General features: G+C 70.3%; 19 protein-coding genes. 12 read left to right on the forward strand and 7 right to left on the reverse strand.

What is annotated here, in order from left to right; genetic code table 11:
* Window positions 1–427 precede the first annotated feature (427 nt).
* Both ACFWIA_RS09650 and eccE read right to left on the reverse strand, forming a co-directional pair.
* Window positions 428–1,174: a hypothetical protein gene (locus ACFWIA_RS09650; protein ID WP_387002112.1), complete on the reverse strand. Its 747-nt coding sequence runs from the start codon at window positions 1,172–1,174 to the stop codon at window positions 428–430.
* Entirely contained in the window at window positions 1,174–2,532 is a 1,359-nt protein-coding gene (gene eccE / locus ACFWIA_RS09655; protein WP_387002113.1) for a type VII secretion protein EccE, read from the reverse strand. Before eccE ends, ACFWIA_RS09650 begins: the two co-directional genes overlap by 1 nt.
* Window positions 2,533–2,925: 393 nt before the next feature.
* On the opposite strand from eccE, the gene eccB reads away from it, so the two are divergent.
* The 6 genes from eccB to ACFWIA_RS09685 all read left to right on the forward strand — a co-directional run bounded on the left by eccB (window position 2,926) and on the right by ACFWIA_RS09685 (window position 10,406).
* The gene (eccB, locus tag ACFWIA_RS09660; protein ID WP_387002115.1) at window positions 2,926–4,449 is read left to right on the forward strand and encodes a type VII secretion protein EccB; all 1,524 of its coding nucleotides are present in this window, start codon (window positions 2,926–2,928) and stop codon (window positions 4,447–4,449) included.
* Window positions 4,450–4,462: 13 nt separating this feature from the next.
* Window positions 4,463–5,719, forward strand: a complete 1,257-nt coding sequence (mycP, locus tag ACFWIA_RS09665) for a type VII secretion-associated serine protease mycosin (RefSeq protein ID WP_387002117.1) — start codon at window positions 4,463–4,465, stop codon at window positions 5,717–5,719.
* Between the two features lie 386 nt (window positions 5,720–6,105).
* Window positions 6,106–6,558 (forward strand): hypothetical protein, encoded by a 453-nt coding sequence (locus ACFWIA_RS09670; protein ID WP_387002119.1) that lies wholly within the window; start codon window positions 6,106–6,108, stop codon window positions 6,556–6,558.
* A 1,805-nt stretch (window positions 6,559–8,363) separates the two neighbouring features.
* Window positions 8,364–9,641: a S8 family serine peptidase gene (locus tag ACFWIA_RS09675; protein ID WP_387002121.1), complete on the forward strand. Its 1,278-nt coding sequence runs from the start codon at window positions 8,364–8,366 to the stop codon at window positions 9,639–9,641.
* 66 nt (window positions 9,642–9,707) lie between these two features.
* The gene (locus tag ACFWIA_RS09680) at window positions 9,708–10,046 is read left to right on the forward strand and encodes a WXG100 family type VII secretion target (protein WP_385491728.1); all 339 of its coding nucleotides are present in this window, start codon (window positions 9,708–9,710) and stop codon (window positions 10,044–10,046) included.
* 57 nt (window positions 10,047–10,103) lie between these two features.
* Window positions 10,104–10,406 carry a WXG100 family type VII secretion target gene (locus tag ACFWIA_RS09685; protein WP_387002123.1) on the forward strand — a complete coding sequence of 101 codons (303 nt, stop codon included), beginning with the start codon at window positions 10,104–10,106 and terminating at the stop codon, window positions 10,404–10,406.
* Between the two features lie 87 nt (window positions 10,407–10,493).
* Here ACFWIA_RS09685 and ACFWIA_RS09690 read toward each other — a convergent pair whose 3' ends face one another.
* The 5 genes from ACFWIA_RS09690 to eccCa all read right to left on the reverse strand — a co-directional run bounded on the left by ACFWIA_RS09690 (window position 10,494) and on the right by eccCa (window position 18,641).
* A complete protein-coding gene (locus ACFWIA_RS09690) occupies window positions 10,494–10,826 on the reverse strand; it encodes a DUF397 domain-containing protein (protein WP_387002125.1) in 333 nt (110 codons plus the stop codon).
* Window positions 10,827–10,907: 81 nt separating this feature from the next.
* Window positions 10,908–11,525, reverse strand: a complete 618-nt coding sequence (locus ACFWIA_RS09695) for a hypothetical protein (protein ID WP_387002127.1) — start codon at window positions 11,523–11,525, stop codon at window positions 10,908–10,910.
* A gap of 5 nt (window positions 11,526–11,530) precedes the next feature.
* The gene (locus ACFWIA_RS09700) at window positions 11,531–13,831 is read right to left on the reverse strand and encodes a DUF6571 family protein (RefSeq protein WP_387002128.1); all 2,301 of its coding nucleotides are present in this window, start codon (window positions 13,829–13,831) and stop codon (window positions 11,531–11,533) included.
* Window positions 13,831–14,403 carry a hypothetical protein gene (locus ACFWIA_RS09705; protein WP_387002130.1) on the reverse strand — a complete coding sequence of 191 codons (573 nt, stop codon included), beginning with the start codon at window positions 14,401–14,403 and terminating at the stop codon, window positions 13,831–13,833. Before ACFWIA_RS09705 ends, ACFWIA_RS09700 begins: the two co-directional genes overlap by 1 nt.
* 254 nt (window positions 14,404–14,657) lie before the next feature.
* Window positions 14,658–18,641: a type VII secretion protein EccCa gene (gene eccCa / locus ACFWIA_RS09710; protein ID WP_387002132.1), complete on the reverse strand. Its 3,984-nt coding sequence runs from the start codon at window positions 18,639–18,641 to the stop codon at window positions 14,658–14,660.
* 377 nt (window positions 18,642–19,018) lie between these two features.
* Here eccCa and eccD point away from each other — a divergent pair, with 377 nt between their 5' ends.
* The 6 genes from eccD (at window position 19,019) to ACFWIA_RS09740 (ending at window position 26,356) form a co-directional block, all read left to right on the forward strand.
* Window positions 19,019–20,575, forward strand: a complete 1,557-nt coding sequence (gene eccD, locus ACFWIA_RS09715; RefSeq protein WP_387002134.1) for a type VII secretion integral membrane protein EccD — start codon at window positions 19,019–19,021, stop codon at window positions 20,573–20,575.
* Window positions 20,576–20,788: 213 nt separating this feature from the next.
* Window positions 20,789–21,076, forward strand: a complete 288-nt coding sequence (gene rpsO, locus ACFWIA_RS09720) for a 30S ribosomal protein S15 (protein WP_385491752.1) — start codon at window positions 20,789–20,791, stop codon at window positions 21,074–21,076.
* Window positions 21,077–21,513: 437 nt separating this feature from the next.
* Complete coding sequence (locus tag ACFWIA_RS09725; RefSeq protein WP_387002136.1) at window positions 21,514–23,733, forward strand: polyribonucleotide nucleotidyltransferase; 2,220 nt, start codon at window positions 21,514–21,516, stop codon at window positions 23,731–23,733.
* Window positions 23,730–25,109 (forward strand): M16 family metallopeptidase, encoded by a 1,380-nt coding sequence (locus tag ACFWIA_RS09730; protein WP_387002138.1) that lies wholly within the window; start codon window positions 23,730–23,732, stop codon window positions 25,107–25,109. The genes ACFWIA_RS09725 and ACFWIA_RS09730 overlap by 4 nt, the downstream gene beginning before the upstream one ends.
* Before the next feature lie 38 nt (window positions 25,110–25,147).
* Window positions 25,148–25,900, forward strand: coding sequence for a 4-hydroxy-tetrahydrodipicolinate reductase (dapB, locus tag ACFWIA_RS09735; RefSeq protein WP_387002139.1), 753 nt, complete (start codon window positions 25,148–25,150; stop codon window positions 25,898–25,900).
* A 3-nt stretch (window positions 25,901–25,903) separates the two neighbouring features.
* The gene (locus ACFWIA_RS09740) at window positions 25,904–26,356 is read left to right on the forward strand and encodes a hypothetical protein (RefSeq protein WP_387002141.1); all 453 of its coding nucleotides are present in this window, start codon (window positions 25,904–25,906) and stop codon (window positions 26,354–26,356) included.
* Window positions 26,357–26,433 lie beyond the last annotated feature (77 nt).

A 26,433-nucleotide genomic window follows, 5' to 3' on the forward strand; every position in this document is an offset into this window, starting at 1 on the left:
GTCGCTCTCGACCGCTCAAGGGGATGCGAAGACGCGCCCGGTCCCAGCCTAATCACCCAAAGCGTCGGTACGGCAGGCCCGTCCACCGCCCCACCACGACCCGGGTCCCCGCCGCTGATCGGCAACCGCCACCCCACCCACCCGGTATGCGGGCAAACCGGGTCAAGTCCCGGCCCGATGTGGTGCGTCGGACGTGGCACATTCGTCACGGTCCCGAAAGACCGCCCGGGGGGTGTCCGCCCGATCGCGTCAGCCGGGGAACACCAGTACCGGTCCCCGCACCGACAGCCTTCCCACGCCGACGACCGTTCTCACGCCCGACCCGCCGGACGTCCCGCCAGCCGACCCCCGACCACCGGGCGGCCCGTCACGCGGTCAACACACCGTCAACATGAGGCGAATCCCTACACGATCGGTCGATACGCGATCAATCCATCCGGCGGGCCAAGCCGAGCAGGCCCTCCTCGATGTCCGTCGGACGCGTCATCACGTAGTGACGGCTCCGGTCCGCGCACCACAGCGTCACCCCGTCCGCGAGGTTCGGCAGCGACGCCACGTCCTCCCGGGGCAGTGCCAGGACCCGCCCGATCTCCGCCGCCTCGTCCGGCGACACCCGCTGCACCCCCACCAGCCGGGCCTGCCGCATCAACCGCGGGGCCACCGGGCTCAGATACGGCAGCAACGTCACCACCGACTGCCACGGCGCCGACACCACCCGTCCGCGCGGCGGCCGCATCCCGCAGTCCCGGACCACCACCACGGGTTGGCCCGCCGCCGCACCCTGAGGAGGAACCTTGCCCACCCCGTGCAGCGCCACGCACTGCACCGCGCCGCCGGCCGCCTGCGCGAGCCCCGCCCACATCTGCGCCCGACCCGTCTCGACCGCCAACCGGACACCCGTCGCCGCGATGCGCAGCGTCAACACCTGAGCGGTCCACAACCCCCCGATGAGCACCACGTCGTACGGCGTCGGCCGGTTCACGCTCAGCACCGCGGGCTGGTCCTGCGCATCCACACCGATCACCACCCCGTCGTCGCCCACCGGCAGCGTCAACGCGTCGAACTGCTCCACGGACAGCGCATGCCGCTGGTGACGGGGACCCAGCAGACCGAACCCCGACCTCAACCACGCACGCGACCCCCGGGTGACCCGCTCCGGCGTGACGGCACCCATCAGCGCACACCCCCCAACGGCAACGTGGCCAACACGCCCGGCAACTGCTCCCGGTCCAACCGCGCCAGCCCCACCCGGGCCTCGCGCGCCGTCTGCTCCAACGCCCGACGGGCCGTCGTCAACTCGCTCTCCGTGCGACCCGTGACCCTGAGGTGCCCCCGCACCCCGACGCCCCGATCACCCCCGTCCAACGTCAGACTGAACGTGGTCGCCAGCGCGGGCACCGCCGTCAGCCGCGCCACCACCGCCGCCAACGGCACACCCGTACCGCCCAACTGCGGCCAACGGCGTATCCAGTACGCCGTGTGGCGGCCGTTGTCACAACGCCAACTACGACTCGACTCCTCGGTGCGCCGCTGCGGGACCTCCGTGCGCCCCGCCTGAGCCGTCACCAACGGGTTCGCCCCCGCCGAGGTCGCCACCGCGGCCGTCAACTCCTCGTCCGTCAGCACCGACACCCGGAATCCCGCACCCGTCAGTCGACTCGCGAGGTGCTGCGCCGCACGTGCCACGCACTTCTGCGCCCCCGACAGACCACCCCCGCGCGCCGCCACCGCCTCCGGGCACAACTCCGGGTCCAACTTCAGCGCCACCCAGGTGAGTCGCACCGCCGGAGCGGTCACCCCGACGTGCAACCGGGCGTAGTTGGTGACCGCTATCGCGTCCTGCGGCAGGTGCGGCGCCGGAGCGGGCTGCGTGTGCACCACCACCTGCGCCGACTCCAGCCTGATGCCGTCCACCACCAGGGCGTCCCGGACCAGGCCCAACGGCAACGGCCGCCGCTCCCGCTCGCCGCGCAGGGCCGTCGTGTCCGACTCCACCTGGAGCACCACCGTCAGGAACCCGCCGTCGCCGACCATCCCCACCGGGCGCCGATCCCGGTTGCCCCCCGGCGCGAACCGGTACGTCCGCAGCGCCGGCGCGCACTCCACCGCCGGCGCCAACCCCGGTTCCGTACCGGGCGGCACCGTCCACGACCGGGCCCGACGCGTCCGGGACCGGAAACTCCACACCGTCGCCAACCACTCGGGCAACGAACGCCCCCGCCGACGCACCAACGCCAGCGACAACAGGACCGACGCCACCGGCGCCACGACCGCCAGCACGACCGGACCGACCACCCACGCGACGAGCACCAGCGCCGCCGCCACCTCGATCAGCGCGAGCCGTTGCCAACGGAACGAGCCGCGCCCCCCACCGCCCCCCGCCCGACCCGAACGAGCCGCGAGACGCGGCGCCACGGCAGTGACGGAGGACCGCTCGGAATCGGCATCCGCACCGGCATGGGAACCGGCGGCCGGAGCCGCCCCCGACGACCCCGAACGGGACCGCGAACGGGTCCGCGTGGCGGAAACCATCACTCCATGACCCCCGATGTCCTGCTGGCCCCGGAATACCCGCACTCTCCCGAAATCCGCTGGCCAGTAAGGCGGTTAAGGGCCGCTCACCCTACCCGCCCCCCGTACCCGACCACGTACCAGGCATAGCGGGGGCCCGATCTGACAACACGTCGGACACCGCCCGCACCCCGGGGACCCACCGCGCCGGACACGCCGCCCGTCGAGCGGTAGCGTGCCGTTCGGGGCGCGCCCGTACCCACGCGGACCTCCCGTCCGCGGCGGTGACCGACCGGACGACGAGGACCGTGCGCGACGGTACGCGACGAGCAGGGCCGCCGGAGCCCCGGCGACCCCGCGGACTCCGCGAACTTCAGCGACACACGGGGACACACGGGGGAGACGCACACACCGATGGCATCACGGCGCGACGAGCTGAACGCCTACACCTTCGCGAAGCGCCGCACCCTGGCGGCCTACCTACGGCCCTACCCGGGCGGCACCGAGGAGGACGCCCCGCGCCCGCTCCGCGGCATCGTGCCCGGGATCATCGTCGGCGTGCTGGTCCTCGCCGTGTTCGGCGCCTGGGGCATGTTCAAACCCTCCGCCCCGCCCGGCTGGTCGGAGCCCTACAAGAACGTCATCATCGCCAGCGACTCCACCACCCGGTACGTCGTCCTGAAGACCGACGGCGAACGCCAACTGCACCCCGTCCTCAACATGGCCTCCGCCAAACTCCTCCTCGAACCCGGCCAGGGCAAGGTCATCAGCGTCGACGAGTCCGTCATCGACGAGGGCGAGATCCCGCACGGCGCCAGCCTCGGCATCCCCTACGCACCCGACCGGCTCCCCCCGGCCAAGGAAGCCGACGCGGCCAAGCGCTGGGCCGTCTGCGAACGCCCCGGACAGGGCGGCCGGGCCATCCAGACGGCCGCGTTCGTCCTCGCCCCCCGCGAGGAGAAGCTGACCGACGGCCGGGAACGCCTGCGCGGCGGCGACCTGATGTACGTCACCGGACCCGACAAGTCCCACCACGTCGTCGACGCCCACGGCACCAAGTACCGCGTACCCGCCGCCGACGAACTCCTCCTGCGCACCCTCGACACCAACGGCCGCGCCCCGCAGCGCGTCTCCCGCGAATGGCTCGCCACCCTGCGCACCGGGGACCCCGTCGACTTCCCCGAGGTCGACGGCACCGTCGGCGACCCCGCCGAGGCCCCCGGCAGCCTCGCCCCCGACACCAACAGGATCGGCACCGTCCTGCGCGCCCCCCACGGCGACCGCACCCAGCACTACGTCGTCCTGCCTGGCAAGGTCGCCCCCGTCTCCGACTTCACCGCCAAGCTCCTGCTCAGCAGCCGCGCCCTCAACGTCCTCGGCCAGGCCGGCCGCCCCCGCGACGTCGGCCCCGCCTCGTTCACCCCCGAGGGCCGCGCCTTCGCCGGCGACCGCGACTGGCCCGCCCACGAGCCGCGCACCGTCAACGACCCCGGGCGACCCGGCGGCCGGGACACCGTCTGCAACGTCCTGCGCAAGGTCGACCCCGACACCGGCGCCACCACCCTCAGCACCTGGGCCGGCACCGACTACCCCGCCCCCCTGCCCAGCGGCTCCTCCAGCGCCTACGTCACCCCCGGCTCCGGCCAACTCTTCCGCCAGGTCACCGGAGCACAGACCAAGACCGGCGGCATCTTCCTCGTCACCGACACCGGACTGCGCTACGCCCTCCAGTCCAACAGCGACAGCGCCTCCGACGACGCGGGCATCGGCATGTCCGAAGCCCAGCGCAAGGAACAACTCCAAGAAGCCCAACGCGCCCAGGCGTGCCTCGGCTACGCCAAGGCCGAACCCACCCCCGTACCCACCGCGTGGTCCGCCCTGCTGCCCACCGGCCCCCGCCTGTCCACCGCCGCGGCCCGCCAGCCGCAGGGCTCGTAAGGGGAGCCGCCCCGTGCCGCCACGCACCCCGACCACCTCCGCCCGCCGCAGGGCCCCCTTGACCGCTGCCCTCGCCGTCGCAGCCTCGGCGCTCACCCTGCCCGTCGCACCGAACGCCGCCGCCGACACCGGCCAGTGCACCTTCCCCGCCGAGCCCTACCAAGGACGGCCCTGGGCCCTGCAACGCGTCCTCCTCGACGAACTGTGGGACGAGTCCACCGGCAAGGGCGTCGAGGTCGCCGTCATCGACACCGGCGTCGACGTCAAGCACCCCCAACTCACCCGCGCGGTGGACACCTCGAAGGGCCTCAACTCCCTGCCCGCCAAGCCCGAGGACGACAACGGCGACCCCGTGCCGCGCGGCAAGGCCGACGGCACCGGCGACACCGTCGGCCACGGCACCCGCGTCGCCGGCCTGATCGCCGCCCGCCCCGCCAAGGGCACCGGCTTCGTCGGCCTGGCCCCCGACGCCAGGATCATCCCCATCCACCAGAACGACGCCCACGGCAACGGCACCGCCGCGAGCCTCGCCACCTCGATCCGACACGCCGTCGACGAGGGCGCCGACGTCATCAACATCTCCCAGGACACCGCGAACGCCGTCGAGTCGTCACCGGACCTCAAACAGCAGATCAACGCCGCGCTCGACGCGGAGATCGTCGTCGTCGCATCGGCCGGCAACGACGGACTCGGCGGCAACGTCAAGAACACCTACCCCGCGTCCGAACCCGGGGTCCTCGCCGTCGCGGCGTCCGACCGCAACAACGAACGCGCCCCCTTCTCCCAGTCCGGCGAGTTCGTCGGCGTCGCCGCGCCCGGCGTCGACATGGTCTCCACGGTGCCCGGCGGCGGCCACTGCGCCGACAACGGCACCAGCTTCGCCGCCCCCTACGTGGCCGCGGTCGCCGCCCTGCTGCGCGCGAAGCACCCCGACTGGCCCGCGCGCCGGATCGTCGCCCAGATCCAACAGACCGCGGAACGCTCGGTGGCCGGCCCCGACCGCCTCGTCGGCTGGGGCGTCGTCGACCCCGTGCGCGCCCTCACCGAGGACGACCGCCCCGTCGACGCGCCCGTCGCCGACGAAGGCGTCAGCCGCGCCAAGGCCCCCACGGCACCACGGGTCGACCTCGGCGAATCCGCCGCCGACCGGGACGCCCGCCTCGCCACGTACGTGACCGTCGCCGCCACGGTCCTGGCCGCGGTGCTCGCGGGCGTCGCCGTCACCGTCCGCGACAGGTCCCGCTGTCGTGGCGGTCGCTCCCGCGCATGAGGCTCCGACTGCGTCGGCGGCAGTCTGAGTATCCGTGCTCAGGTGGCTGTCAGTGATGGTCGCTATGCTGCTGGTGACGGCGCGACGCGACCCGTTGCCGCACCGCCGCGCCCATCGGGCAAACGCCCGAATTCGCAACTGTGCCTCCAGGAAGTCCAGTTGGCGTGGTATCGCATGGTGGTTACAGTGGCGGGGCGGGACCGTGCCCCCGCGCACGCCCCCCTTGCCGGAGCGTGCCGGCGCGACCGAACGGTACGCCGGAGCACGGCCCGTGGGGCGCGGAGCGCAGGCCACGAGCGACGGGGTGACGATGCCCACGGGGCGCGGGCTCAGGTGAACGGGCGAACGAGCAAACGGGGAACGGGGAAACGGGGAAGGACACGGACATGGGGCTTCCAGACAGCACGGGCCGTGCCTCGTACATGAGCGGGGCTGACCTACGGCGCGGTGTCGCCGCGCTGAAGACCTTCAAGAAGAGCATCGACAAGGTCCTGTCGGACTTCGAGGGATCGGCGGGCGGGGCGGCCAAGGTCGGTTCACAACAGGTGTCCCGGACCTCGTTCAGCAGCGCGACCAGCCGCTTCGCCGAGGCGGACGGCCTGTTCACCCAGTACACACGGGTCCACCAACGCCTGACATCCCTCTCCAAGGCACTCGGCCAGCAGATCGAAGCCATGGGCATCGCGGTCCACGGGGCGGACGTCGGCTTCGACAACCTCGACGAAGAGGTGCGCCGACGGTTCTGGGCGATTCAGACCAAGATCGACGCACAGTACGAGCGCGACCGTGCGGGTGACGGCAGGCGCAACCAGGACAACCAGACCGATGCGGGGTGGTAGGCATGGCCGGCCAGAACGACCAGAACACCCCCGACCCGTCCGACCTGCAACGGGTCGCAGGGCAGAACAGCGTCACCGACATGGCCGTGGCCGTGTCCGGCCTGTTGGAAGGCACCGTCTTCTTCAATGCGCCGAGCGTCAGCCCCGGTCGCACCAGCTTCGAGGCACACCGCCTCAACGACATGATCGACCTGGTGCAGAACACCAACCCGGCGGACCTCGAAGAGGCGGGCACCGCGCTGTGGAGCGCCCGCGACGCCATCAACAAGGCCGCCGACGAACTCAAGGGCCACGTGGCCCAGCCCGACTGGGAGGGCGAGTCGGGCGAGGCGTTCCGCAAGTGGGGCGAGGCGCTGGTCTCGGACACCTTGAAGCTCGCGGACTTCGCTGACGCCGCCGGCACCCAGATCACCGCCGCCGGCACCGGGCTCGCCTCCGTCCGCAGCTCCATGCCTCCTCGCGACGCACGAGCAGACCCCAAGGCCGTCGAGGACTTCCCCGCGGACAAGCGCGGGGCGGACAACGAGGAGTACGCGGCCGCGGTGAAGGCGGAGAAGCACCGCCAAGAGGCGATCAACCAGATGAATCGGCTGGCGTCGTTCTACGCGGTGTCCGAGGGAGCCCTGGCTCAACAGGAAGGACCCACGTTCACCCCGATGCCGAAGGTGGGGGTGCCGCAACCCAAGGCCAATCCGACAACACCCGGCGCCGGGACGGGCGAGGTGTTCCAGGGCAGTAGCGAACAACCGAAGTCGGCACCCTACGAGTCAGGATCCCCGTTCGCCACAGCATCCGTGCCTTCGTCGCAAGGCCCGCAGCCCATTGCCGGCACCCCTGATGTGATCGGCCCAAACGCAACTACGGGACTCTCTGCGGAACCCTCCACTGGTACCGAGATCGCGAGTGTAGGAACCGTGCCGGCGCAGGCCAATCCGGCACCGCCTGTCACCCCCGGACCTCAAACGCCTACTACCCCAGGCCCGACTACGCCGTCGGTCGCCCCGCAGTTCCCCATGCCGGCTACTCAGCCTGCCCGGGTGAAGGGAGCCAGCAGCGGGGGGCGGAGTTCCGCCTCCTCTGCGAACCGCCCTGGACCGCTGCGCCCGGCAGTCGGCGACGTTGGTCCCGGGCCGGCCCAGACGAGTGGTGGCCGACCTGCCGCTACCGGACGGGGAGGACAGACACCTCCCGGTGCCATTGGGCCTCAAGGGCCTGTGGGTCGTCCGATCACCGGAGGTCATGTCGCCGGGGGGCCAGGCCCTACGGGCCGCGTGGGACCAGTAGCTGCTGGTGGTTCCTCCAACGGAATTGTTGGGGGACGCCCAAGTGCGACGGGGTCCGTGCCTGGGGGGACCCCTGCTTCGCGCGGCACTGTGATCGGTGGTCCTTCGGCATCACCGGGTGTGCGTTCAGGTGGGACGGCTTCGCCGAGTGGAGTCGGCGGGCAGAAGGGGGTAGTGGGAGCGACTTCGTCTTCCACGCGGTCCAGTGGACGTCACTCGTCCGGGCGAACGGAACTGCCCCGTTCGCCTGGAGTCGTAGGGATGCCCGTCAGCCGTTCGTCCTCCCAACACGGAGCTCGTGGAGGGTTCACACCCGGCGGCACCGGCCTCGTTCGGCGTGCCGATCGCAGCCGGGACACCAGTGCGGAGGATGACGAAAGCACCAATTCCTCGCATGACGACGGCGAAGGCCAAGACGAAGGAAGGGCCTCTGAGGCACAGAGGAGTTGACCCTTACTCAGGACACGCATGAGGACAGATGCAGACATGAGGTCATGGTTCGGCCAGCGCACGGTACCTGTGATGTTCTTCGGGAAGGCCCATGTGAGGCGGACTGCCCTGCTGGGCATGGTGCTTGGAATGCTGGCGATGGGGGCAGTTCCCCAGGCCCACGCCGGTGACGTGCAGTCGCAGCAGTGGTACCTGGCGGCCATGCGCGCGCAAGAGATGTGGAAGATCAGCACGGGTGAGGGTGTCAAGGTTGCCGTCCTCGATACCGGAGTCAACCCAAGAGTGCCTTCCCTGAGGGGAAAGGTACTCGCGGACGAGGTTCCAGCTGCCGCGGCCTACGGAGCAACAAGGGACTACCAGGGTCACGGCACCTCGATGGCCGAGCTCATCGTGGGCAGTGGCGCAGACGGCAGCTTGCGCGGACTTGCCCCTGATGCTCGTGTGGTCCCTATCCGCGTTGACCTGGAGAGCCTCAAAGACGAAGACGAGAGCAAGAAGACGAGCTCCGTAGCAGAGGGGATCCGCGCTGCGGCAGACACGGACGTCCGTATCATCAGCCTCTCCTTGGGAGGCCAGTACTCGTTCCCGGACCTGAAGAGCGCTGTCAAGTACGCAGCGAGCAAAGGTAAGTTGATCTTCTCGGCCGGTGGAAACTCCGGCCCTGGTCAAGAGTTCAACGCGTACCCTGCGGAGTACATCGAGGCGATTGGTATCGGAGCAGCTGACAAAGCTGGTGCGGTCGGCAAGTTCTCGCAAAAGGGGGACTACATCGACCTGGCTTCTCCCGGCGTCAACGTCCCGGTCTGGTGCGACGAGACGTTCACCCGGTACTGCCCCTCCCGAGGAACCAGCCAGGCCACGGCGATCGCGTCGGCGTCCGCTGCGCTCATCTGGTCCGTGCACCCGGAGTGGACCGCCCATCAGGTGCTCCGTACCCTCATCGACACCGCGGGGCGCGACTGGGCGAGGAACAATCCAAGCAATTACCTCGGCTACGGCCTGATCCGCCCCCGCCTGGTTCTGGAGGATCCCGACATCGACCCGGGACCGGCGGACGTCAACCCGATCACGAACGAGAAGACTCCGATCGAGGGCGCCGAGCCTTCCGTTGACGAGTCCCCCAGTGTTCCGTCGAACAAGCCCACGGATTCCGAAGCCGGTCAGGCCCCGAAGGGTTCACCGAGCGAAGGATCGCCAGCCGAGGGTGACAACGGCGCCAACGGCCCTACCGCGTCTGCCGACAAGGACAACGGCGGTATCAACTTCGTCCCCGTCCTGGGAGCTGTAGCGGGGCTCGCCGTACTCGGTGGCGGTGCCTACGTCTTCCTCCGCAAGCGCCGCAACGCCTGACCGCCCGCACCACCAGAACCCGTCCGAACCCGTTCCTCGCCCCCGACACAGAAGGGAACCGCAGCCATGTCTCAGGGCCAGCGGCTATCGAACTCAGAACTCATCAAGCTCGAACAGGACATCGCCACCCGCTTCGAGAACCTCAAGGGCCAACTCCACCGTCTCCAGGCCACGATCGACAGCCTGGAAGGCCAGTGGAAGGGCATCGGCGCCGGTGCGTTCAACAGCAAGCAGCACGAGATCAACACCTCGATGGTGCGCATCGGCAACATCCTCGTGAAGTTCCTCGACGCCATGAGCGCGAGCCGCAAGATCAAGGACGGCACCGAGGAAGAGGTCCGTGCGGCCGTGCAGAGCATCAACGTGTACGACGGCGCACCGAAGTCCAGCCTCAGCGGCTACTAGAGCCGCCCGCTGACCGTCCACCGCGAGCACATCACTCTACGAGGGGAATCCGCACCCATGTCCACGGGCAACTACGACGAACTGGTCGTCCGGTACGGCGGCCTGGACGCCACCGCGACCGAGCTGGCCAACCAGGCGAAGAAGCTGGAAGAGGACCTCGCGAGCCTGAAGCGGGCCGTGGCGACCGTCGCCGCGGGCTGGGAGGGCGAGGCCCACACGATGTACACCCAGGAGCAGGCCAAGTGGGACAAGGAGGCCGAGGACATCCACCAGGCGCTGGTTGCGATCGCCGGGGTCGTCGGCCGGGCCGGCGGTGACTACCTGGGCGGTGACAAGAAGGCCGCCAGCTACTTCCTGTAGCGAAGGCGGGCAAATGGCAGGGGCCGGGGTGGGCACGCACGGGAGGTGCCCACCCCGGCCTCTGCTGCGGGTCCGGCTGCCGTCCCGCTAACGCGGCGACTCGCCCTCGCCCCCGGCAGTGGCCTCGTCCTCGACCGGCGTCAGATCGAACTCCCCGTCGCGCGCGCCGAGTACGAAAGCCCGCCACTCGGCCTCCGTGTACCTCAGCACCGTTTCCTTGTCGAGCGAGGACCGCATGGCCACGCCCCCGCCGGGCAGGTACGCGATCTCCACCCGCTCCTCGTCCTCCTCGGTGCCCGGAGCGCCCACCCACTCGACACCGGAGATGTCCAGCGAGTACAGCTCGTCCTTCTCCCGCTCCTTGCGGGCCCGTACTTCTTCCTCGGACTCCGTTACTCCCAGGCCCTGTTCCTCGGCCATGCCCCGACCCCTTTCTCCGTGGTTGCTCGTCAAGAGATTTTCCGTGCCTCACCCTATGCCCTGGCAATGCGGTGAAGGTCGCTAGAGTTTCGAGGGGAGCTCACACTTGGCGTCTTTGTGTGCGTACTCCGCCGCGCTTCGAACGATATCGATCAGTGCTTGACGCGTGTCCTTGTCGCTGGCCTCGCCTGCCTCGCGAAGATATACGTCGATGAAGAGATTATGGCGCCCTCCGACGTATCTACCCTTCGGGAAGCAAGGCGTCTGGATTCCTGCCTTGCTGATAGATGCCGTAGCTGTTAGTCCAGCCTTGAAGTCTAGAAGAGGGTGCTCGTCCGAGAAGTTGTTCATGTGGTGACCGATCCAATCTTCTCGCGACATCTCTTGAATCGCTCTACTCCGAAGAATGATCTTGGTATGTCGAGATCCATCCCGTGCTGAGCAGTGGATCTGATAGCGGTGGCCGTGCGTGGTTAGTCGCGTTTCGGAGAACTTGTACTTACGCTTTTCGGGTAGAGCTCTTTGTAGTGCAGGAACCAGCCTCTTTGAATTTCCCAGAGATTGGCAGACGTCGACAGCTTTGATCTTGGGGGTGGGAGCATCTTTAAACGGAGGTGATTTTGTTAGATACGCTGCCGCTAGGGCTATCGTTGCAATCGGAAGGAAGAGTATGAGTATCGACTTTCGAGTTATGGTCATTTCTTCTACTTTGTCTCAAGGGTGTCAGGGATTTTCTGCCCGTCCAAGATTTCGCTAATCTTAGTGTGGGCTGTGTTGAAACCCTCCCCCGCTTCCTCGGCTACGATCGCCACGATGTGCGGGGACGGGCTTCCGGAGAGCCTTCCTGCTTCTTTGGCGGCCATTTCTACTGCCTTGAAAGTGGAGTCTCGAGTGTCGCCGATTTCTTCGCCGTTGCGGTAGATGACTTGACTTGCGTCGTCTTGCAGGGAACCGGTCACGATTGCGTTGAGGATCTCATTCGATGCTGTTCCTGCAATGCCGCCGGCCGCGATCCCCCAGGGTCCAGCAATGCTGGCAACGCCGATACCAACACCGATGCCGATCGTGGCACTGGTCCATACTTTGGATTTTTCTAGGGCGGTGTTGTACTCGGCGTTTCTTGCACCCTCTTCTTTTTCGCCTTCGTATGCGCGGCCCGCGCTGATCGTGCCCTGGATCTCGCCGGCGATGTTCGCAATTCCCTCGATGCTTGCCTTCAGATTCTCCGGCTGGGAAAAAAGTGGATCGCTAATGTTTGCTTCTGGGTTTCGGAAGTGGTACTCCATGATGTTTCCCGTGTAGCTGCTTTGTCCCATGGTGACGGCTGAGTATCCAGCAGGATCGCGTCCCACGGCATAGAGAACCCGGGTGAGGTCGTCGCTTTCGAACACCGCTGCTGTCCCCGCGATGGGAAACAGTCTGGCGTTGCTCTCCGTTGCCGGGTGCAGCCCCCGATGAACGTCCGGCATGTACTCCGCGGTCATCTGGCCGATGCTGTCCGCCATGTAACGGTGGCTCAGCAGCCGGTCAGGGTTCTCGGAGATGGAGCCGACGACCCGTTCCATGAGGTGTGCCTGTGCGGCGTTGTGCGCGGGGGTGTTCGCCGTCGGCAGCTCGCCGGCGGGGTGGCCCGTCACCGCGGCCTCCAACGCCTGCGCCATCATGTCGCGCCCCATGCGGCCGGCCTGCTTTTCGCTGTCGAGGTCCGACGGCCAGTCACGCTGCTCGAAGAAGTACGTGAAGTTGTCCACGCTGCTTCCGCCACCCGCTTCGGAGGCGGTCCGGAAGGTCTCGCCGAAGAAGGCGGTGGCCGCGTCGGGGCTGTTCGCGAGGGCCTTCATGAAACCGGTGAACGGATCCGAACCACCGTCAGGCCCAAGGTGGTTGAGCCGGGGGTCCACGCCCAGGTTGTGCCACGCGGCCGGCGCCTTGCTGTCACCGTCGCCGTGCTGCTTCTCGGCCTTGACGAGCGCGTCCCCGTACTGCTTGAGGAACCCGTCGTCGTAGTCGCCGTGGCGCATCAGGTTGCTCATGACCTGGAACCCCTGGTGCATGCCGCTCGGCCCGATCGGTTGGTCGCCGAGCCGGATGATCTCCCGCTTCCATTCGGCCATCGCCGCGCTGTCGCTCTGGGTGGCGTTGGCGAGGGTCAGGCCCAGGTGGCGCTGGAGGTCGTCGAAGTGCTTGAGTCGCTCGCGCATCAGCTCGTTCCCTCCCCGGGTGGCCGCATCGATGCCGTGCTCCGGATCGTTGATCCCGGTCCAGAACTCCAGCGTCCCCTCAGCGCCCAGCTCCGCGGCGAAACGCTCGGCGAACAGTGCGTCGTCCCCGTACCGTTTGAGCCCGGCGAGGAGCCGGTCGAACTCCTTGCCGCTGAGGTCACCCGGGTTCTGGCGTGCCAGCCGGGCCAACGCCTCGGCCTCGCGGACCGCCCGCACCGCCCCGTCCCGGTCCCCGTACGAGGCGCCCGAGAACCCGTGCTCGCTCTGGTCCACCAGGGCCCGCAGCACGTCGCTGGCCGTGTCGTCGCTGCGGGTGGCCGCCTCCAGGATCTCCTGCACCTCGTCCCGCAGGGCCAGGACGTCGGCCTCCCCGTGTTCCGGGGCGTCCGCGCCCTTGCCCGCGCGGTCCGGGTGCACCCGCATGGTGACGGTGAACCCTCCGCCACCCGTCGCGATGACCGTGAGGTTCTTCTTGCTGCCGCGGCCGATCGCCTCTTCCAGCTTGCGCCGATGCGACCGCAGTTCGTCCCGGGTGTCCCGCAGGATGTTCCGGACGGAGGACGCCTGGGTGTGCGCGTCGGTGAACTCGCCGACCGTCTTGCCGACGAACTCCCGCGACACCGTGGCGTTGATCCCCTCCCAGTTCGCCTTCGCGGCCTGGCCCTTGAGCCCGTCCCGTGCGTCCTTCTCCAGCGACTCCAGGTTGCGGACCAACCGCGACCAGTCGGACACAGCGGTGTCGAGCGGCCCGAACTCGGCGTTCCGTAACGCCTCGAAGTCCATCAGTGCTTCTCCCCTCCGGGACCCGAGGCACCTTCGGCACCCGCGGCACCCTCGTCGCCCTTGTGGTCCTTGTCGTGCTTCCCGGGCTCGTAGACCGGGTTGGCCGTGCCCGGCCCGCCCACCCTCTCGTCGAAGCCCTGGTCGAGAGTGCGGATGCCGCTCAACTCGCCCCGGACGTGCTGCTCGTCGCCCCGATGGGTCCGTTTGGTGAACTCCAGGTGGTTCGAGATGTGCGCACAGGCGTCCCGTAACGACGTGAGTTGTTCCTCCCACCGGGTGGAGACGTGGTGGAGGGCTCCACCCAGCGCGAATCCCTGACCCCTCAGGCTTCCCGCCGCCTTCTCGGTGCTGTGGACCGACACCCGTCCCTCGGTCCACAGCCGTTCGTACAGGCTGAAGGCGTGGTCACCGACCTTCGCCAGGTCGGCCTGGGTGACTTTCAGTACGGCCTGCGGGCTGCCGCCGTCGGCGGGTCCGCCTTCCGGGTCGCCCGGCACCTGGTTCAGCCGCATCGAGTCGGACCGCCGCTCGATGGCCTCCGCCTTCAACTGCTCCCATTCGTTCCAGCCCATGGACCGGTTCCTTCCCCCACGGTCGACGCGACGGCGCGACCAGGTCGATCGCACGCCCAGCGGCGTGCGGACGGACGTTCCAGGCACTCCTGCGAGTGACGCGCCCCCGCCGGAACGCGCAGTGCGCCCGGGTGAACACGCAACGTATCGGTCCGCGGGCATGGGCGCGCGCACGCGCCGGCCCGGGGAACCACCACCTCCTCGCTCGTTCCCGGGAGGCGCCCCGCCGGGCCGCCTCCGACCCGCCGAGGGCCTCAGCCCTCCCCTTCCGCCTCCGACTCCAGGAGTCCCGTCTGCACCAACGGCCGGCCCCGCTTGCGGGACACGAACGTGCCGCGGCCCACCGGCATCGGCCGGGGCCGCACCCCGCCGAGCAGATCCCCTTCGCCGGGATCACCCGCGAGGACGACGCCCTGTGCGCCCAGCTCCTTCATCCGCTGGATGAACGGTTCGTACGACGCCCGTCCCGCTCCGGCCGTGGACCGGGCCACGATGAACCGCACCCCCACGTCCCGCGCGAACGGGAGCAACTCGGTCAGCGGGGCCAGCGGGTTGCCGCTGGAGGTCGAGACGAGGTCGTAGTCGTCGATGACCACGTACACCGTCGGCCCCTGCCACCAACTGCGCTCCCGCAGCTGCCGCGCGGTGACCTCGGCCGTGGGGCTGCGGCGGCGGATCAGGTCGGCGAGCGCCTCGACGTGATGGTCCATCGCGTTGGACATCGGCACGTACTCGGCGAGGTGCGAGGCGGGCGTGGCGTCGAGCAGGGCGCGCCGGTTGTCCACGACGAACAGCTTGCAGTCGTCGGCCGGGTACCGCTCGGCGAGCCGCTTGATGAGCAGCCGGAGCAGGTTCGACTTCCCGGACTCGCTCTCGCCGAAGACCAGGAAGAACGGGTCCTGCTCGAAGTCGAGGAACACGGGTTCGAGGTTGTCCTCGTCCAGGGCCCAGGCCATGCCCCGGTCGGGGAAGCGGTCGCCGGCGGGCAGCCGGTCCGCGGGCAGCGTCCGGGGCAGCAGCCGTACCGCGGGTGCGCCCGGCGCGGGCCAGTGTCGGGTGACCTCCGCCGTCAGCGCCTCCGTGGCCGGTGCGAGGTCGGTGTCGGAGGACAGCCCGTCGATGCGGGGAACCGCCGCCATGAAGTGCAGTCGCTGCGGGGACAGGCCCCGGCCGGGCACGCCCGCGGGCACGTTCACGGCCACCTTGCGGTCGATCTCCGAGTCCATGGTGTCGCCGAGCCGCAGTTCGAGCCGGTTCACCAGATGGTCCTTGAGGTGGGACCTGACCTCCATGGAACGGGACGCGGACAGCACCAGGTGCACTCCGTAGCCGAGGCCGCGGGCGGCGATGTCGAGGACGACCTGTTCCAGGCCCTCGTACTCGCCGCGGAAGTTCCCCCAGCCGTCGATGACGAGGAACACGTCCCCCCACGGCTGGTCGGCGACGGAGACGTCACCCCGTGCGCGGCGGGCCCGGAAGTCCGCGATCGACGCGATCCCCGTCGTCCGGAAGTACTCCTCGCGCCGGGTCAGTACCCCGTACACCTCGGCGACGGTGCGCCGGACCCGCTCCGGGTCGAGGCGGGAAGCGATCCCGCCGACGTGCGGCAGGCCGGCGACCGCCGCCAGCCCCCCGCCACCGAAGTCGAGGCCGTAGAACTGGACTTCGTGGGGGGTGTGGGTGAGCGCGAACGACGCGATGAGGGTCCGCAGCAGCGTCGACTTGCCGGACTGCGGACCGCCGAGGAGCTGGAGGTGGCCGGCCGCGCCGGAGAAGTCGCACCACAGCGGGTCGCGCCGCTGCTCGTACGGCTTGTCGACGAGTCCCAGGGGCACCACCAGTCGCCCCGCGCCCTCGTAGCCGGGCTGGGTCAGGCCCCGACCCGCCACCGCGGTGAGCCCCGGCAGCAGGTCGTCCAGCGAAGGCGGGCTGTCGAGCGGCGGCAACCACACCTGGTGGGCCGCCGGGCCCTGCGCCTCCAGCCGCTGCACGATCACGTCGAGGACCGTGTCGGCCAGTGCGTCGTCCGTGTCCGTGCCCGGTTCCGCACGGGGCGGCGGCGGCACGTGTCCGTACGACACGGGCACTTCCGCCGCGGTGAACAGCACGGGGCGCCGGTCCACCGGGAGCGGACCGCCCGGCCCGGCGGCCCGGTACGCGGCGGACCGGTACGCGCCGGAGACGTACGCCGCCTTGAAGCGGACCATCTCGTCGGTACCGAACTTCAGGAAGCCCGAACCCGGCACGTTCGGCAGTTCGTAGGCGTCCGGCACGCCGAGCGCCGCCCGCGACTCGGCCGCCGAGAAGGTCCGCAGCCCCACCCGGTACGACAGGTACGTCTCCAGTCCGCGCAGCCGTCCTTCCTCCAGCCGCTGGGAGGCCAGCAGGAGGTGCACGCCCAGCGAACGCCCGATCCGGCCGATCTGCACGAACATCTCGATGAAGTCCGGTTTGGCCGTGAGGAGTTCGCTGAACTCGTCGATCACCAGGACCAGGGACGGAATGGGTTGGAGCGGCGCACCGGCGGCCCGCGCCCGCTCGTAGTCGTGGATGTTGGCGTAGTTCCCGGCGTCCCGCAGCATCTCCTGGCGGCGGTTCAGCTCGCCCCGGATCGAGTCGCCCATCCGGTCGACGAGCGTCAGGTCGTCCGCCAGGTTGGTGATCACTGCCGCCACGTGCGGCATCTGCGCCATCCCGGCGAAGGTGGCACCGCCCTTGAAGTCGGCGAGCACGAAGTTCAGCGTCTGCGACGAGTGGGTGACCGCGAGGCCCAGCACCAACGTCCGCAGCAGTTCCGACTTGCCGGAGCCGGTGGCCCCCACGCACAACCCGTGGGGCCCCATGCCCTCCTGCGCGGCTTCCTTGAGGTCCAGCATCACCGGGCGGCCGTCCTCGCCGACCCCGATGGGCACCCGCAGCCGCTCCGCCAACGAACGCGGTCGCCAGGTGCGGCGGGTGTCCACCGACGCCGCGTCCCCGAGCCCCAGCAGGTCCGTGAACTCCAGGTTCGCGAGCAGCGGCTCGTCGTCGTCACCGCCCGCGGCCATCCGCAGCGGTGCCAACTGCCGGGCCAGCGCCTCGGCGGACGCGTACGCGAGGACGTCCGGTACGCCCTCGTAGACCTGGCCGCCCGCCGACTCCAAGCGCAGGGCTCCCGGGTGGGCCACCACCGACAGGTCCCCACGGCCCGCGGAGAGCTCGCCGGGCACGACCTCGACGACGGTCACCCCCTGGAGTCCGTCCACCGATGCCAACGGGGAGTCCGGGGACAGGGACAGGCCGTCCAGCACGATCACGAGGTGCGGCTCGTCCGGTACGGGGGCACCGGCCGGGTGGAACCGCGGCCGGCCCGCGATCCGTTCGGCCAGCAGGGTCTCCAGCTCGCCCGAGCGGTGCACGATCATCCGTCGGGAACCCGCGCCGTCCGGTGCGCCGCCCGCCTGGGTGTGCGGCAGCCACTTCGCCCACTCCCACTTGGCGGCGGTGTCCGTACCGACGCCGAACACCAGCATCAGGTCGTCGGGGGAGTGCAGCGAGGCCAACGAGCCCGTCAGGGCACGGGCCGTACCGCGCACGGTGGCGGGGTCCCCGCTGACCGTCACGTGGTAGAAGGACCGCAGGGACACCGCCATCGGGAGCGCGTCGAGGGTGCCGTGCGCGGCGACGAAGCGGCGCAGCGCGTCCTCCGTCAGCGGCTCCAGGCCGTCCGTCGCCCCGATCTCCGGCGCGATGAGAGGGGTGGCCAGCGGCTGCGGCCCCAGACCGATCCGCACCTGCCCGAAGTCCCCGTCACCGGTGCGCCGTTCCCAGACCCGGCTGCCCTCGGTGACCAACGCCCACAGCTGGTCGGGGGAGGGGTGCAGGAAGTACTGGGCGTCGCGCTGGGCGCGGGCGGTCTCCACCGCGGCCCGTCGCGTCTGGGCCAGGTACCGCAGGTAGTCCCGCCGCAGGTCCGCCAACTGGCCCTGTGCGCCGCGCCGGTAGCGCACCACCATGGCGATCGTCATCGCGAGGGTGGACGCGATCATCACCATGCCCATGACCTTCATGAAGGGATGGGCGTTGGGCATGAAGAAGAACACCACCGAACCGCCCATGCCGAGCATCGGCAGGAGCTGCATCATGGTGCCCTCGTCCTGGCCGCGCGGCAGCTCGGGCGGGGCTTGGAGTGCGATCTCTCCCGCCGGCGTTGCGGACGGCAAAGCCCGCGGCGGGCGCTTGACGACGATCTGGCTCATTCGCACCAATTCCCTTGCCGGCCACGTCTCTTCCGTCCGCCGCCCCGTGTCGGGCGGACGTCGGCCGCGCGGCCGATCCTACTGACGAGCCCTCCGACAGGGGGGCGATAGGCTGCGGTGCGTGTGCGGGCGCACACGGAGAACGAGCCGTACGAATCGGGGTGTTCCGTGCCCACTCGGACCTGATGCGTGCCCGGTACGGCCCGGTGGCGGACCGGTTTCGGTCCGGAACCCCTGCGAGTCGGGCCGGAAACGGTCCAGCATCCGACCGTACCGATCGGATGCTGGACCGGTACGGACCGAACCGATCGAACCCGAGCGGGCCGTCCGCTGCGCACCAGCGCCCACGGCCACGTCACCCAGAGGGGGAGCAGCAGGTGAGCATGACGGCTTCCGCGGTCACCGGAGGGACCGGCGGCCCCGCCGCACCCGGCGGACCGAACGGCCCCGCGACGGGCCGCGGCCCCGGCACGGGCCTCGGCTTCTGCCGCGTCACGATCGTCGCCCCCGACAGCCGCATCGACGTCGCCCTCCCCGACGACGTCCCGGTGGCCGACATCCACCCCGAGATCCTGCGGCTCTCCCAGCAGAGCCCCACCCCCGGGGCGCCCGTCGGCTACCACCTCGTCCGACGCGACGGCACCGTCCTCGACAGCTCCCGCTCCTTCGCCGCCCAACGCATCCTCGACGGCGAACTGCTCACCCTGCGCCCCTTCGCCGAGTCGCTGCCGCCCGCCGTCTTCGACGACGTGTCCGAAGCCGTCGCCTCCGCCGTCGGCCGCGACCGCACCCTGTGGACCGGCGAACTGACCCGGGCGGCCGGTCTCACCGGCGGCGCGGTCCTCGCCGCGCTGATCGCCTTCGTCGCCTGGTCCGCCGACCCGCGCCACGACATGCACGGACTCCCCGGCGTCCTCGCCGCCGTCACCGGACTGCTCCTGCTCGCGCTCGGCGCCGTCCGCGCCCGCGTCTACGCGGACCGGGCCGCCTCGATCGCCCTCGGCCTGGGCGCCCTCCCCAACATCGCCGTCGCCGGCTCCGGCCTGCTGACCCCGGCCGACGGCCAGGGCATCGGCCGGCTCCACTTCCTCCTCGCCTGCGCGGCCGTCCTCCTCGCCGCACTGCTCCTCACCTTCACCTCCCCGCGCGGCGACGGCCCCTTCGTCGCCTTCGCCGTCGCGTCCGGCACCGGCCTGCTCACCACGTTCACCGCCCTGCTCGCGGACCTCACGGCCGTGGAGACCGCCGCGATCTGCGCGCCCCTCGCGGTCGGCGCCCTCGCCTTCCTGCCGGGCCTCTCGCTGCGCTTCGCCCGGCTGCCCATCGGCTTCGACGCGCCCAGCGCCCTGCGCGGGAGCCAGCCGACCACCACCGCAGGGGCGTACGGCGACGAGCCCCCGCCCCCCGAGGCCGTGGACCCCGACCGCATCGCCGCCCAGGCCCGGCGCGGTCACGAACTGCTCGTCGGACTCGTCGGCGGCTGCGCCCTGGTCACGGTGGGCGCCGCCGCTGTCCTCGGCTTCTCCGACAGCGGATGGGGCCAGCTCCTCGCCCTGGCGACCGGCCTGTCCCTGCTGCTGCGCGCCCAGCTGTTCCGCTACTCGGCCCAGGTCGGCGCCACCCTCGCGGCCGGCCTCGGCTCCCTGGTCCTGCTGGGCCTCGGCCTCGCCCTCAGCCCGCCGTCCGGACTCGTCCGCGACGCCCTGCGCGGCGACCCGGCGGGCCTGGACGTCCGCACGGTCTGGCTCGTCGCCGCGCTCGCCGTGGCCGCCGCCCTGGTCACATCGGTCGGACTGATCGCCTCCCGGGGCGGGGTCAGCCCCTTCTGGGGACGCTTCCTGGAGATCGCGGAGGGGTTCTTCCTGCTCACCCTGGTGCCGCTGGCCCTCGCCGTGTTCGACGTGTACGCCAAGGCCAGGGCGATGACCAGCTGACGCCCCCACCGCCCCGCGCCCGCCGGGACGGGCCGCTCCGGGCCACGGCGGGCAGCTGATACCCTGGTCGACGGCCGTTTGCGTACGCACCCCCGGATCTCCCGAGACCTGGAGGCAGCGCCCAGCGGACCCCGCCTGTCGAGTCTTGGAAGATCCCCTGCGATGTGCCAGGGGCACTCGGCGGCCTCATGAAGACGGAAACAAGGAGTACGCGTGTCGCTCGACGCCGCTACGAAGAAGCAGATCATGTCGGAGTTCGCCACCAAGGAAGGCGACACCGGCTCCCCCGAGGTCCAGGTCGCCATGCTGTCGCGCCGGATCTCCGACCTGACCGAGCACCTGAAGACGCACCGCCACGACCACCACTCGCGTCGCGGTCTGCTCATCCTGGTCGGTCAGCGCCGCCGTCTGCTCCAGTACCTGGCCAAGAAGGACATCCAGCGCTTCCGCGCCCTGGTCGACCGCCTCGGCATCCGTCGCGGTGCGGCGGGCGCCAAGTAGTACGCCGTGAAGGGAGCGGTTCCCACCCCAGGGAACCGCTCCCTTCGCCGTTGCCCGGCCGGACCGGCAGCCCCACCGCCCCCGCGCGGCGAACGGCGGCACACCCGTCGTACCCGCTCTGCGTGCGCAGTGTCACCACGGCTTTGTAGTCTGGACGCAGCACCACCCCGACGTGCCGCGGCGCCGAGCGCCACGGCCACCGTCAGGCCGAGGACGCGAAGGACCGCGCCCCCGGCACCCGCGGCACCGCACGGAGCGGTTCCGCACGACGTGACAACGACGAGGAGAAGCGCCCCCGCCGCGCCGGTCCTCGGTAGTGGCTCCCGGGGCATCCCCCGAGGGCTTCGATCGAAGACCGGCAAGCACCCACGGCGCGCTTCTCCGCCACGGTCCCCCGCCACACGGGCGCGCGGGACACACAAGAGGAGACACCGCTAGTGGAGAACGAGACCCACTACGCCGAGGCCGTCATCGACAACGGCGCCTTCGGTACCCGCACCATCCGCTTCGAGACGGGCCGCCTGGCCCGTCAGGCCGCCGGCTCCGCCGTGGCCTACCTGGACGACGACACCATGGTGCTGTCGGCCACCACCGCCTCCAAGAACCCGAAGGACCAGCTCGACTTCTTCCCCCTCACGGTGGACGTCGAGGAGCGCATGTACGCGGCCGGGAAGATCCCCGGTTCCTTCTTCCGTCGCGAGGGCCGCCCCAGCGAGGACGCGATCCTCACCTGCCGCCTGATCGACCGCCCGCTGCGCCCGTCCTTCAAGAAGGGCCTGCGCAACGAGATCCAGGTCGTCGCGACGATCATGGCGCTCAACCCGGACCACCTGTACGACGTCGTCGCGATCAACGCCGCGTCCGCGTCCACGCAGCTCGCCGGCCTGCCCTTCTCCGGCCCGATCGGCGGCGTCCGCGTCGCGCTGATCCGCGGCCAGTGGGTGGCGTTCCCGACGCACACCGAGCTCGAGGACGCCGTCTTCGACATGGTCGTCGCGGGCCGCACCCTGGACGACGGCGACGTCGCGATCATGATGGTCGAGGCCGAGGCCACCGAGAAGACCATCAAGCTCGTCGAGGGCGGCGCCGACGCCCCCACCGAGGAGGTCGTCGCGGCCGGTCTGGACGCCGCGAAGCCCTTCATCAAGGTCCTGTGCAAGGCCCAGGCCGACCTCGCCTCGAAGGCCGCCAAGCCGACCGGCGAGTTCCCGATCTTCCTCGACTACCAGGACGACGTCCTGGAGGCCCTCACGGCCGCCGTCCGGGACGAGCTCGCCCAGGCCCTCACCATCGCGGGCAAGCAGGAGCGCGAGACCGAGCTGGACCGCGTCAAGGTCCTCGCCGCCGAGAAGCTGCTCCCGCAGTTCGAGGGCCGCGAGAAGGAGATCTCCGCCGCGTACCGCTCGCTGACCAAGTCCCTGGTCCGCGAGCGCGTCATCAAGGAGAAGAAGCGCATCGACGGCCGCGGTGTCACCGACATCCGCACCCTGGCCGCCGAGGTCGAGGCCATCCCGCGGGTCCACGGCTCCGCCCTGTTCGAGCGCGGCGAGACCCAGATCCTCGGCGTGACCACGCTGAACATGCTCCGCATGGAGCAGCAGCTCGACACGCTGTCCCCGGTCACGCGCAAGCGCTACATGCACAACTACAACTTCCCGCCGTACTCCACCGGCGAGACCGGCCGCGTCGGCTCCCCCAAGCGCCGCGAGATCGGCCACGGTGCGCTCGCCGAGCGCGCCCTGGTGCCGGTCCTGCCGACGCGCGAGGAGTTCCCCTACGCGATCCGCCAGGTGTCCGAGGCGCTGAGCTCCAACGGCTCGACGTCCATGGGCTCCGTCTGCGCCTCCACCATGTCCCTGCTGAACGCCGGTGTGCCCCTCAAGGCCCCGGTCGCCGGCATCGCCATGGGCCTGATCTCCCAGGAGATCGACGGCGAGACCCACTACGTCACCCTCACCGACATCCTCGGTGCGGAGGACGCGTTCGGTGACATGGACTTCAAGGTCGCCGGCACCAAGCAGTTCGTCACGGCCCTCCAGCTCGACACCAAGCTCGACGGCATCCCCGCCTCCGTGCTGGCCGCCGCGCTGAAGCAGGCCCGTGACGCGCGACTGCACATCCTCGACGTGATGATGGAAGCCATCGACACGCCGGACGAGATGTCCCCCAACGCCCCGCGGATCATCACCGTGAAGATCCCCGTGGACAAGATCGGCGAGGTCATCGGCCCCAAGGGCAAGATGATCAACCAGATCCAGGAGGACACCGGCGCCGAGATCACGATCGAGGACGACGGCACCATCTACATCGGTGCCGCCGACGGCCCGGCCGCCGAGGCCGCCCGCACCACGATCAACGGCATCGCCAACCCGACCATGCCGGAGGTCGGCGAGCGCTACCTGGGCACGGTCGTCAAGACGACCACCTTCGGTGCGTTCGTGTCGCTGCTCCCGGGCAAGGACGGCCTGCTGCACATCTCGCAGATCCGCAAGCTCGCCGGCGGCAAGCGCGTGGAGAACGTCGAGGACGTGCTCGGCGTGGGCCACAAGGTCCAGGTCGAGATCGCCGAGATCGACTCCCGCGGCAAGCTCTCCCTCATCCCCGTGGTCGAGGGCGAAGACGGTGCCGAGGACGCAAAGGACGACGCTGCCAAGTGACGTCCCGTAGTTTCCGCGCGACGGCCCGTGTCTCTTCGGAGACGCGGGCCGTCGCCCGTACCCAAACCCTGCTCAAGGGCAAGGACGGCATCGGCACGGTCCGTCGCACGACCCTGCCGGGCGGCCTGCGGGTCGTCACCGAAACCCTGCCCTCCGTACGCTCGGCGACCTTCGGCATCTGGGCCCACGTCGGCTCCCGTGACGAGACGCCGGCCCTGAACGGCGCCACCCACTACCTGGAGCACCTGCTCTTCAAGGGCACCGAGAAGCGCACCGCGTTGGACATCTCCTCCGCGATCGACGCGGTCGGCGGCGAGATGAACGCCTTCACGGCGAAGGAGTACACGTGCTACTACGCACGCGTGCTCGACACCGACCTGCCGCTCGCCATCGACGTGGTGTGCGACATGCTCACCGGTTCTCTGATCCGGCAGGAGGACGTCGACGCCGAGCGCGGCGTCATCCTCGAAGAGATCGCGATGACCGAGGACGACCCCGGCGACTGCGTGCACGACCTGTTCGCGCAGACCATGTTCGGGGACAGCCCCCTCGGCCGCCCCGTCCTCGGCACGGTCGACACGGTCAACGCCCTGAGCGCCGACCGCATCCGCCGCTTCTACCAGAAGCACTACGACCCCACCCACCTCGTCGTCGCCGCCGCCGGCAACGTCGACCACCACAAGGTCGTCCGCCAGGTCCGCGCCGCCTTCGAACGGGCGGGCGCACTCGGCCGCGCCGACGCGGTACCCGCCGCCCCCCGCGACGGCAGCCGCACCATACGCGCCGCCGGCCGGGTCGAACACATCGGCCGCAGGACCGAACAGGCGCACCTCGTCCTCGGCATGCCCGGCCTCTCCCGGACCGACGACCGCCGCTGGGCGCTGAGCGTGCTCAACACCGCGCTCGGCGGCGGCATGTCGTCCCGGCTGTTCCAGGAGGTCCGGGAGAAGCGCGGCCTCGCCTACAGCGTGTACTCGTACACCTCGGGCTTCGCCGACTGCGGACTCTTCGGCGTCTACGCGGGCTGCCGGCCCAGCCAGGTCGGCGACGTCCTGAAGATCTGCCGCGACGAACTGGACCAGGTCGCCGAGCACGGCCTGTCCGACGACGAGATCGCCCGCGCCATCGGTCAGCTCTCCGGTTCCACGGTCCTCGGCCTGGAGGACACCGGCGCCCTGATGAACCGCATCGGCAAGAGCGAGCTGTGCTGGGGCGAACAGATGTCCGTGGACGACATGCTCGCCCGGATCGGCGCGGTCACCCCGGACGAGGTCCGCGCGGTCGCCCGCGACGTACTGGGCCGACGTCCGTCCCTGTCGGTGATCGGCCCGCTCAAGGACAAGCAGACGGCCGCGCTGCACGCGACGGTCGGCTGACCTCCCGTGTCGTCCCCCCTCCCGTAAGGAACAAGCACATGAGCAAGCTGCGTGTCGCGGTCATCGGCGCCAAGGGCCGCATCGGCTCCGAGGCGGTACGCGCCGTGGAGGCCGCCGAGGACATGGAGCTGGTGGCCGCGCTCGGCCGCGGCGACAAGCTGGAGACCCTGGTCGAGCAGGGCGTGCAGGTCGCCGTCGAGCTGACCGACCCCGGTTCGGTCATGGGCAACCTCGACTTCTGCGTGCGCCACGGCATCCACGCCGTCGTCGGCACCACGGGCTGGACGGACGACCGGCTCGCGCAGCTCGGCACCAGCCTGGCCGCGTCCCCGGAGACCGGGGTCCTCATCGCGCCGAACTTCTCCATCGGCGCCGTGCTGACCATGAAGTTCGCGCAGATCGCCGCGCCCTACTTCGAGTCCGTCGAGGTCGTGGAGCTGCACCACCCGAACAAGGTCGACGCCCCCAGCGGCACCGCGACCCGCACCGCCCAGCTGATCGCCGCCGCCCGCACCCGCGCGGGCAGCGCCCCCCAGCCGGACGCGACGGTCACCGCACTGGACGGGGCGCGCGGCGCCGACGTCGACGGCGTCCGGGTGCACGCGGTGCGGCTGCGCGGCCTGCTCGCCCACCAGGAGGTGCTGCTCGGCGGCGAGGGGGAGACCCTGACCGTCCGGCACGACTCGCTGCACCACAGCAGCTTCATGCCGGGCATCCTCCTGGGCGTGCGCCGCATCGTGGACGCTCCGGGCCTCACCTTCGGCCTGGAACACTTCCTGGACCTCGGCTGACCCATGCGCGCCAAGATCACATACGCCCTCGCGGCGGCCGTCCTGGTCTTCTACTTCGCCCTGGTCGGCAGCCGCGGGGTCTTCCTCATCCAGACCGGCACCCTGATCACGGTGACCTTCGGGATCGCGGTCCTGGTCCTGCCCGTGATCGGGATCTGGTTCCTCTGGAAGAACACCCAGTTCGCCCGCAAGGCCAACTCCCTCGCCGCCGAACTCGAACGCGAGGGCGGACTGCCCGTCGACGAACTCGTCCGCACCCCCAGCGGACGCATCGACCGGGACTCCGCCGACGCGGTGTTCCGCAAGCGCAAGGAGGAGACGGAACGGGCCCCGGGGGACTGGCGCTGCTGGTTCCGGCTCGCCGTCGCCTACCACGACGCCCGTGACACCCCGCGCGCCCGCAAGGCGATGCAGCGGGCGATCGCCCTCCGCGAAGGGCGGCAGCTCAGCGCCTGACGGCGGGGGGGGCCCCCCCCCCCCCCGGGGGGGGCCCCCCCCCCCCGGGTAAGAGACGAGCCGCCCGGGGAGGCCGG

The organism is Streptomyces sp. NPDC127068, assembly GCF_042724695.1.
Classification (GTDB): Bacteria; Actinomycetota; Actinomycetes; order Streptomycetales; family Streptomycetaceae; genus Streptomyces.

What these genes read in the sequence shown, in the direction of transcription:
- ACFWIA_RS09650 (WP_387002112.1), bottom strand. Translation starts at nt 1,174, where the DNA reads ATGGGTGCCGTCACGCCGGAGCGGGTCACCCGGGGGTCGCGTGCGTGG.
- eccE (WP_387002113.1), bottom strand. Translation starts at nt 2,532, where the DNA reads ATGGTTTCCGCCACGCGGACCCGTTCGCGGTCCCGTTCGGGGTCGTCG.
- eccB (WP_387002115.1), top strand. Translation starts at nt 2,926, where the DNA reads ATGGCATCACGGCGCGACGAGCTGAACGCCTACACCTTCGCGAAGCGC.
- ACFWIA_RS09670 (WP_387002119.1), top strand. Translation starts at nt 6,106, where the DNA reads ATGGGGCTTCCAGACAGCACGGGCCGTGCCTCGTACATGAGCGGGGCT.
- ACFWIA_RS09675 (WP_387002121.1), top strand. Translation starts at nt 8,364, where the DNA reads ATGTTCTTCGGGAAGGCCCATGTGAGGCGGACTGCCCTGCTGGGCATG.
- ACFWIA_RS09680 (WP_385491728.1), top strand. Translation starts at nt 9,708, where the DNA reads ATGTCTCAGGGCCAGCGGCTATCGAACTCAGAACTCATCAAGCTCGAA.
- ACFWIA_RS09685 (WP_387002123.1), top strand. Translation starts at nt 10,104, where the DNA reads ATGTCCACGGGCAACTACGACGAACTGGTCGTCCGGTACGGCGGCCTG.
- ACFWIA_RS09690 (WP_387002125.1), bottom strand. Translation starts at nt 10,826, where the DNA reads ATGGCCGAGGAACAGGGCCTGGGAGTAACGGAGTCCGAGGAAGAAGTA.
- ACFWIA_RS09695 (WP_387002127.1), bottom strand. Translation starts at nt 11,525, where the DNA reads ATGACCATAACTCGAAAGTCGATACTCATACTCTTCCTTCCGATTGCA.
- ACFWIA_RS09700 (WP_387002128.1), bottom strand. Translation starts at nt 13,831, where the DNA reads ATGGACTTCGAGGCGTTACGGAACGCCGAGTTCGGGCCGCTCGACACC.
- ACFWIA_RS09705 (WP_387002130.1), bottom strand. Translation starts at nt 14,403, where the DNA reads ATGGGCTGGAACGAATGGGAGCAGTTGAAGGCGGAGGCCATCGAGCGG.
- eccCa (WP_387002132.1), bottom strand. Translation starts at nt 18,641, where the DNA reads ATGAGCCAGATCGTCGTCAAGCGCCCGCCGCGGGCTTTGCCGTCCGCA.
- dapB (WP_387002139.1), top strand. Translation starts at nt 25,148, where the DNA reads ATGAGCAAGCTGCGTGTCGCGGTCATCGGCGCCAAGGGCCGCATCGGC.
- ACFWIA_RS09740 (WP_387002141.1), top strand. Translation starts at nt 25,904, where the DNA reads ATGCGCGCCAAGATCACATACGCCCTCGCGGCGGCCGTCCTGGTCTTC.